The sequence below is a fragment of the Corynebacterium sp. HMSC077D03 genome (genome assembly GCF_001808545.1).
GTDB lineage: Bacteria > Actinomycetota > Actinomycetes > Mycobacteriales > Mycobacteriaceae > Corynebacterium > Corynebacterium simulans.
In genome coordinates this window covers 82,314-90,433 of sequence record NZ_KV793698.1, presented here as the reverse complement: position 1 = coordinate 90,433, position 8,120 = coordinate 82,314, and the positions used below count along the sequence as shown (strand labels likewise).

Here is an 8,120-nt window from a genome sequence, read left to right as displayed (position 1 = left end):
ACAGACACACTTTCTGTCGCATATCCCAAAAGGAACCGCCTGAAATCAGGCGGTTCCTGTCTGCTCCTCCAACTGGGCTCGAACCAGTGACCCTTCGATTAACAGTCGAATGCTCTGCCAACTGAGCTATGGAGGAATATTGCTTCAGGAGCGTGCTCCCTGCAACGTGTAGTAACTATATAGAGTCCGTTGAAAGATGTGCAAATTGCCTGTTCAGGACTGGATTTGGTGGCGGATTTTGACTTACTTTGGGAAGATGATGTCCGTGCATAGCGGATACTCTGAATAATCAATCAGTGCGTCAAGTGCGCTTGCTATGGTTTAGGGAAGAAGCACACGCCACTGTGAAGGACATTCCATGGAAATTCTCATCGTTTCTCAATATTGGGAACCAGAGAACGGCGTACCTCAGCGGCGGTGGGCATGGTTGACCCGCGAACTTGTTGAGGCGGGGCACTCCGTGTTCGTAATCGCACCGTATCCGCATTACCTCAATGAAGGAATTGCTTCTCAAAAGCAATCTGGCGGCGGAGTTGTAAATGGTGCTGTACTTCGCCAGCTTTGGGAATTCTTCTCAATGCCCGTTGAAGTTGAGATTGGGGAAAATGGCGAATCCATTTATCGAAGCCGTTTCATTCCGGCTGGGCATTCCATTTCGTCGCGCGTGCTAAACCAAGCTTCGGTTGCACTGGGGCAATTGCTTGCAATGAGAGCAGTGCGTAGGAGAGCGGCGAACGCCCCCTTTGGCGTTACGATTGGTACTGTACCTGCGCTTCCCACGGCGATGGTTGCTTATTTGATCTCGCGTTATCTAAAGACAAAATTCGCGATCGATCTTCGTGACGCATGGCCCGACCTATTGAAATTTTCGAAGTCTTGGAATGCAGGAACGGGTCGTAAGTCTTTGCGTGAAAAAGTTTTGACTAAGGGGCCCGCGCAGCTACTAACCGCCCTCAGCGGTGCGATGCTGAATTTCTGCTTGCGACGAGCTGATGGAATTGTCGTGACATCGGAGTACCTGGAGCATGAACTAAGCCGCAGATTCCCGAAACCGAGGGGGAACTACGCAACGGTTCGAAATGCTTTCCCAGTCGAGTCGGAAGTTGACCATCGTCCTTTTGAAGGGGTGCACGACCGGCCATTGCGGATGCTATATGCCGGCACGTTGGGGCGTGCGCAAAACCTGCGCAACGCGATTGATGCCGTTGAGCTGCTTCAGGCAGAAGGAGTGGCTGTCCATCTCAAGTTAGTGGGTGGTGGAGCCGCCAGGGACTATCTGAAAGCTCGGGCGGAGGAATCGCCAGCGATGGTTGAAGTCTTGCCTCGAAAGTCTTCCGATGAACTCTTAGGTGAATATCAGTGGGCAGACACGGCGCTAGTTCACCTCACCGACTGGGAACCGCTGGATATGGCGGTGCCGTCAAAGCTGTACGAGCTACTTGAGAACGGAATTTACATCTCGGCCGTCGTCAGCGGCGAGCCAGCGGAACTGGTTCGGTCCCTGGACAGCGGTGTTGTAGTTGACCCAGAAAATCCACGTGCGCTAGCTGACGCGTGGCGCGATCTCTTGAGCGGTGAATACCCGGAACATCATCCGGAGAAGGGGCGTGAATGGGTGCGCACCCAGCGTGAGGAAGCGGCACCCCATGAGTTGCTCAAGTTCTTGAATGAGGTTTGTGGTGAGAGTACGGGAATTCTTCCGTCTGGTGGGAACAGCTAGAAGATGAAGCACACGGAAAAAACCTCGTGGTTTGAAAAGGCTGTTTGTATTGCACAGAGCTGCACGCAACTGATGGAATTTGCCATCGTCGATGGCCTCCTTCAACCGCGTGTCTTTCGCACCAAAATTGGGCAGCGGCTTCGGCAAGTGATCCATGCAAGCAGGATCGACAAAATTCGACGGCCCATCGTCTCTCTGACCGAGCGACGAAATGCCCTAAATTTCGAACCAAGATCTCAATTCCAGCGTTTGGAATCGGGTCCTGGAGGCGTCTACTTCAACGAACTCCCGAACTTTGGGGAGCTCATGGATGATGGGCGTTTTGACGAGGCTTTCAAGCTCGCGCGTCATGGGTGGCAACGTCGAATCGCGAAGCAAGCAATGGCGAATATGCAAGTATGTGCGGTTCCGTCAGTGCCGTTGCCGGATCGTTCGTCAATGGCTCGTCATCAGGCACCTCGGGTTCTCTTCCTCATAACGAACAGTTATCCGTTTACCCAGAGCGGATACGCTGTCCGCACTCATTCGCTCCTTCAGGCTATGCAGGATTCAGGGGCCTATGTTGAGGCAATGACGCGTTTCGGATATCCGGCAATTGTTGGAAAGCCGATTTTTCGGCGGACGCAGATAGTTGATGGCATCGCCTATCATCGTATGCTCGACTGGCGTTTTCCGTTGTCGGTGCAAAAAGTGCAGCAACGCGCTGTTGCCGCTGTTGTAGAGCATGCCCGCGCAATGGGCGCGACCCATATTCACACAACGACGGACTTCCATAATGCGGCCGTCGCGTCGGCTGCAGCCGTGCAGTTGGGGATCCCGTGGATTTATGAGGTTCGCGGAGAAGCAACAGAAACCTGGGTTTCTGGAGTTGAGTATCCACGAGACGAATATAGAAACAATTCTTGGCGTGCAATCGAGGCACGAAAACTAGAGGCTAGTGCGGTTGAGGCGGCCAGTGGTGCTGTATTCCTCAGCGAGGTTTCGCGACAGCATTTTCAATCACTTGTAGAAACGATGCCGCCATCAGTTCTGGTTCCCAATTCGATTTCGGAAACAGACGCTGAGGAGTCTCGTCAAATTCTCCAGCAGATGTTGCAAGCAAAACAAGACGAAACGGTGACAGCAAGTGTGCGCAGTCTTCGTCGTAATGCCGCACGTCAGGAACTGGGCGGATTCGAGGAGTTCAACACGTGGGTCGGTTCGGTGTCGGCGATTGTCGACTATGAAGGATTCGAAACGCTTATTGAATCCCTGAAATATCTAGATGATGACGTTGCAGTCCTTCTTGTCGGCGGAGGTTCTGCGCGTGGACGTCTAGAGGAACTTGCGCGTTCGCTTGGGGTCTCGCACAGAGTCCGCTTTGCGGGAGTGCAGCCGTTTTCGGAAATCAACAAATGGTATGAGGCGTTGGATGCATTCGTCATTCCGAGGCGCGATCAGACTGTTTGTCGACGTGTGACACCCATTAAAGCTCAAAAAGCTATGGCGTTGGGTGTACCCGTTATTGCCAGCGACTTGCCCGCGCTGAGGGAGGTAACGGGGGGAAATGCGACCTATTTCACTGCCGGTGATGTCTTTAGGCTTTCAGAAGCAGTAGGTGAGTCAAAATCCCAAGACATTGCGCGTTCCATGAGGTGGATTCAAGGGCAAGTGTGGAAAGCATCAGTTGAACGGCTAATTAACTTCTACTAACGCTGAAAATTCACAGATACGGGTTGTGGTGGTGTGATAAGCTTCCCCCCAGAATTTCGTTCAAAAATCGGTCGAAAACAAATCTTTCGTATTCGAGAATGGACTAAGCACCTCCAGCATTCGGCTGGCATCTACATAAGTGGGAAGGCGAAAATGACCAAGACCGTAACTATCGTGGGCCAGGGCTACGTGGGGCTGCCGCTGGCTCAGGCAGCAGCACTCGCTGGCTGGAAGGTTAACGGCTTCGATATCTCTACCCGCGTGGTCCATAACCTCAACGCAGGCATTAGTCACATCGATGACCTGAGCGACCAAGACATCAAGGACATGCTGGCCGCAGGTTACGAGGCAACCACTGACGTGTCGGTTGTTTCCGGTAGCGACATGATTGTCATTTGTGTTCCCACGCCGTTGGGGACTGCTGGCGCTCCGGACTTGGGTCCGGTTGAAAGCGCAACGAAGTCGATCGCGCCGCACTTGACCACGGGCACCACCGTGGTCCTTGAGTCCACGACGTACCCGGGAACCACCGAGGAAGTTTGTGTTCCGCTCATTGAGTCCAACTCCGACCTGAAGGTCGGCGAGGACGTGTTCGTGGCCTTCAGCCCTGAGCGCGTGAACCCAGGCTCCAAGGATTTCGGCATCAAGAACACCCCGAAGCTTGTCGGTGGTGTTTCCCCGGAGGCGACCAAGCGCGCCGTCGCTTTCTACTCTGACTTCATCGATACGGTCGTTGAGATGAGTGGTGCCAAGGAAGCAGAGACCGCAAAGCTTCTTGAGAACACGTTCCGCCACGTCAACATTGCCTTGGTTAACGAGATGGCCAAGGTATGCCACGAGCTGGGCATTGACATCTGGGAAGTTATTCGTGGTGCTGCTACCAAGCCGTTCGGTTTTATGAAGTTCACCCCGGGAGCTGGCGTCGGTGGACACTGCATCCCGATTGACCCGAATTACCTCTCCTACGAGGTCCGCCGTCAGCTGGGATACCCGCTCCGCTTTGTTGAGCTGGCACAGGAGATCAATAGCTCCATGCCGATCTACGTTGTCGACCGCATTGCCGAGAAGCTGAACAACGAGCGTAAGGCGCTGAACGGTTCCAACGTTCTCGTTCTTGGCGTTACCTACAAGGCCGACATCGCTGATCAGCGCGAGTCGCCGGCACGACCGGTTGCCAAGGAGCTGCTGAAGCGCGGCGCAAACGTTACTTTCCACGACCCGCGCGTGTCCAAGTGGATTGTTCAGGACGGCGTGGAGCTCGAGTGCGTTGCCGACCTTGAGGCGGCTATCAAGGAAGCTGACGTCGTTGCTCTGCTGCAGAAGCACAGTGAGTACGACATCGCAATGATCGAGTCTAACGCCAAGGTCCTTCTTGACAGCCAGGGTAATGCCGCTGCTGCGGAGAACCGACTCTAGTTAGGTCGCACCCTCGTTGAATCTTGATCGAATCAAGTACCTTCCGCTCCGCTTGAGCCTGTGGTCTCGGGTTTTTGCCCGGCCTGGGGCGCAGGCGGAGTGTTTGCGTGCTGAAATGTATACCAGCCCCGTGCTCATGGTGAGTAGCAATGGCGGGGGACTGGGGCATTTGACCCGTCTGTGGGCCGTGGAACGCCGCCTTGATAAAGAAGTTGTTACTTATACCTTGTCTTCGGCGTATGACAAGCTTGGGAAGCCGAAGTCTCGCATGATCTATTTCCCTTCATACGGGACTATGGGTATGTACGGGCGAGTTTGGAACATCCTGCTTGCTGGCCATTTCGATGCTGTCGTCAAAGGATTGAGGCCACAGCGCATCGTCTTCGATGGGACGAGTGTATATCCCGGAATTATTGCGGTGGCTCAAAAATATGGTGTTCCTGTTACCTGGATTCAGCGTGGGTGCTGGAAGCCAGATGCAGATGCGCGTTCCAAGCAGCGTCGCTCCGCAAACCGATTTGCTGACCAAGTTATCTTGCCTGGCGATTACGGTTGCGAGGAGTCCGTAAACGTCGGTTTGCCACCCGTGACCGTTGGCCCGATTGTTTTGTCTGATGGCCACGAACTCTTCGATCGTGATGCTGCACGGACCATGTTAGGTTTGCCTCTGGATAAGAAGGCATTTCTTATCCAGCTCGGGGGCTCAACTATTGGTGACCTAAACGAGTTGCTCGACGAAGTCCTTGATGCGATTAAGAGTCTTGGTGACGACTGGATTCCCGTTTTTGTACGCAACCCACTGGCAACCGTTGAACCGGGTAGGGAAGTTTATGAGATTTCCGGTTATCCGCTAGCTCGTTACTACAACGCGTTCGATGCCGCGATTTTCCCTGCTGGCTATAACACCAGCCAGGAATGCGTCCAGTTCGGGTTGCCGGCCGTGCTTGTTCCGAACAATGCGACCGTGACTGACGATCAGAATCGTCGAGCCCGGACGATGGCAGATCGTGGTATTGCTCTTTGTGCGGAGTCAGTGCCCGAGCTGCGTGAGGCAATCAATATGCTGGGTAACGAAGAGCTTCGGGCAAAGATTAAGCAGTCTGCGAAGACGGTCCTTCGCCCAAACGGTGCGGTTGAAGCTGCTGCAGCAATCGCGGCGCTCCTGTAGCTGGCGTGTCAGCGCTTTTGGCTGAGATGAGTCGGCGCGAAGAGAAAACGAGAAAGGTGAGTGTAGTGGCCGATTTTGACCTTTGCGTCATGGGGCTCGGATATGTGGGGCTCCCGACCGCAGCGATTTTCGCGCACGAGGGCCTTTCAGTGCTTGGTGTGGACGTCAGCGAGCAGCGATTGGACATCATTCGCAGTGGGCACTCCGACGATGCAGAACCAGGCCTCAATGAGTTCGTTCAAGAATCCTTGACTGCGGGCCGCTTGCAGCTTGCCGTCGCACCATCGACTGCTGATGTCTTCATCATTGCTGTGCCAACGCCGGTTACTCCAGAACAAGGCTACGACAATACCCACGTGTTGTCCGCAGCAAAGGCGATTGCCCCGTATCTGGTTCCTGGAGGACTGGTGGTCCTAGAATCCACGATTCCGCCGGGCGCCACCGAGGGGCTTGCCGATGCTGTGAAGCAGCAGCGCTCCAGGTTGGGTCTCGATCCCGAGATCGGCCTAAAGTACGCGCATTGTCCTGAGCGAGTGTTGCCAGGAAACGTCCTCCACGAGCTTTATCACAATGATCGAGTGGTTGGCGGAATTGATGATGCATCCACAGTTGCTGCGGAGGAGCTCTATTCGCGTTTTTGCAAGGGGGACATCCTTAAGACAACTGTTCGTACCGCCGAATTGACGAAGGTCGTCGAAAACTCATACCGCGACGTAAACATTGCTTTCGCGAATGAGATCTCGATGGTTGCTGCGAAGATGGGGGTTGATGAGACTGAACTAGTTCGGCTCGCTAACCAGCACCCGCGAGTCAATATCCTCACTCCTGGGATCGGCGTGGGTGGCCACTGTATTTCCGTAGATCCGTGGTTTGTCATCAGCGCCTTTCCTGACGATACGGCTCTCCTGCGGACGGCCCGTGAAGTGAATGAGTCGAAGACTCAGTGGGCCGTTGCACGTCTGAGCCGGGCTATTGTAGAGAGGCGAGCTTCGAAGGTCGCGCTAATGGGGCTCGCGTACAAGCCGAATATCGGTGATTTGCGGAATTCGCCAGCGCTTAAGGCGTCCGAGGCTTTAGCTATGACTTTTCCTGATGTTGAGTTTCAAGTGTTGGAACCGCACATTACGGGACTTGAGGGAGCTGCTCACCGCCTCGGCAACATGCCAAATGTCCATTTCTCCAGTGGATTGGACGGAATCGGCTACGTTGATTGTGCGATTCGGTTGGTTCGCCATCAAGTATTTGACGATCTCAGCCTTGAGAAGTGGAAAGTTGAGTTGCTCGAATATGACGGCACGTTGAGTCGCGAATAGCAAGTTCTGCAAGCGAATTTTCCCGGCGTCTGCTGAGATATTCCACTACGGTGAAACTCGATCATTCTTGATGTGTCACGTGAGATTAGCCGCCAGAAGAACGGTCGGCATTTGAGTCCTTAGATTTTGAGTTGGATGGGCGAGATGAACGAATACAGGGCACCACGCATTAACGAACCCCAGGGCTCTCAGTGGGCTGTGAAGGCCGAACCTGAGGTGCTTCTTTCCGGAGTTGAGCTACAAGGCACCAGCTTCTTCGGTTTTGCCTCGACGATGAATAAGGGCCTCGTGAGGTCATATGTGGAGGTGGGTCGTTACTGCAGCATCGGCCGTGGCGTAACCCTGGGTTTGGGGTTTTACGACTCTAAGCTTCCCTCGACCTCGGCGTTCTTTTCGTGGCCAGCAGTCAGCTCAACCATGCGTTGGGCGGCGGAGAAGCCCAAGCGGCGAGTCATCGTCGGGCATGATGTCAGGATCGGTGATGGCGTCCGAATTGAGTCAGGAGTGACGATTGGAACCGGAGCAATCATCGCCGCCGGTGCCGTAGTTGAGGAAGATGTGCCACCCTACGCCATTGTCAGTGGAACGCCGGCGAAAATATGCGGGTGGCGGTTCGCTGAAGACGAAAGGAAGCTTCTCTTGGAGTCCGAATGGTGGACCTGTGAGCCCTCGGAGCTGCAGAAGTATATGTGTCCGGATCCATTGGACTTTGTCACGAAGCTCAACGTCGCGTCGCCCCCTCGCTATCAAAGCACTACTCAGGACATCTTCTCGGAAAGATAGTCAGCAATGGTGAATGGCGGGTGAACTC

6 protein-coding genes and 1 tRNA gene are annotated in these 8,120 nt (G+C 54.2%); 6 read left to right on the top strand and 1 reads right to left on the bottom strand.

Annotated features, from left to right (window positions below; all coding sequences use genetic code 11):
• Positions 1–63: 63 nt before the first annotated feature.
• Positions 64–136: transfer RNA gene (locus tag HMPREF2888_RS08555), tRNA-Asn, on the bottom strand.
• Between the two features lie 222 nt (positions 137–358).
• On the opposite strand from HMPREF2888_RS08555, the gene HMPREF2888_RS08550 reads away from it, so the two are divergent.
• The 6 genes from HMPREF2888_RS08550 (at position 359) to HMPREF2888_RS13300 (ending at position 8,092) form a co-directional block, all read left to right on the top strand.
• Positions 359–1,720, top strand: a complete 1,362-nt coding sequence (locus HMPREF2888_RS08550) for a glycosyltransferase family 4 protein (RefSeq protein ID WP_061923915.1) — start codon at positions 359–361, stop codon at positions 1,718–1,720.
• 3 nt (positions 1,721–1,723) lie between these two features.
• A complete protein-coding gene (locus HMPREF2888_RS08545) occupies positions 1,724–3,412 on the top strand; it encodes a glycosyltransferase family 4 protein (RefSeq protein ID WP_061923912.1) in 1,689 nt (562 codons plus the stop codon).
• A 153-nt stretch (positions 3,413–3,565) separates the two neighbouring features.
• Positions 3,566–4,828, top strand: coding sequence for a nucleotide sugar dehydrogenase (locus tag HMPREF2888_RS08540; RefSeq protein WP_061923909.1), 1,263 nt, complete (start codon positions 3,566–3,568; stop codon positions 4,826–4,828).
• 187 nt (positions 4,829–5,015) lie between these two features.
• Positions 5,016–5,996 carry a glycosyltransferase gene (locus tag HMPREF2888_RS08535; protein ID WP_061923907.1) on the top strand — a complete coding sequence of 327 codons (981 nt, stop codon included), beginning with the start codon at positions 5,016–5,018 and terminating at the stop codon, positions 5,994–5,996.
• 65 nt (positions 5,997–6,061) lie between these two features.
• Entirely contained in the window at positions 6,062–7,309 is a 1,248-nt protein-coding gene (locus HMPREF2888_RS08530; protein ID WP_061923905.1) for a nucleotide sugar dehydrogenase, read from the top strand.
• A gap of 135 nt (positions 7,310–7,444) precedes the next feature.
• On the top strand, positions 7,445–8,092 hold the full coding sequence (locus tag HMPREF2888_RS13300; protein ID WP_061923903.1) for a CatB-related O-acetyltransferase: 648 nt from the start codon (positions 7,445–7,447) through the stop codon (positions 8,090–8,092).
• Positions 8,093–8,120 lie beyond the last annotated feature (28 nt).

Coding starts and splice junctions, on each gene's coding strand:
- HMPREF2888_RS08550 (WP_061923915.1), top strand. CDS start 359: ATGGAAATTCTCATCGTTTCTCAATATTGGGAACCAGAGAACGGCGTA.
- HMPREF2888_RS08545 (WP_061923912.1), top strand. CDS start 1,724: ATGAAGCACACGGAAAAAACCTCGTGGTTTGAAAAGGCTGTTTGTATT.
- HMPREF2888_RS08540 (WP_061923909.1), top strand. CDS start 3,566: ATGACCAAGACCGTAACTATCGTGGGCCAGGGCTACGTGGGGCTGCCG.
- HMPREF2888_RS13300 (WP_061923903.1), top strand. CDS start 7,445: ATGGGCGAGATGAACGAATACAGGGCACCACGCATTAACGAACCCCAG.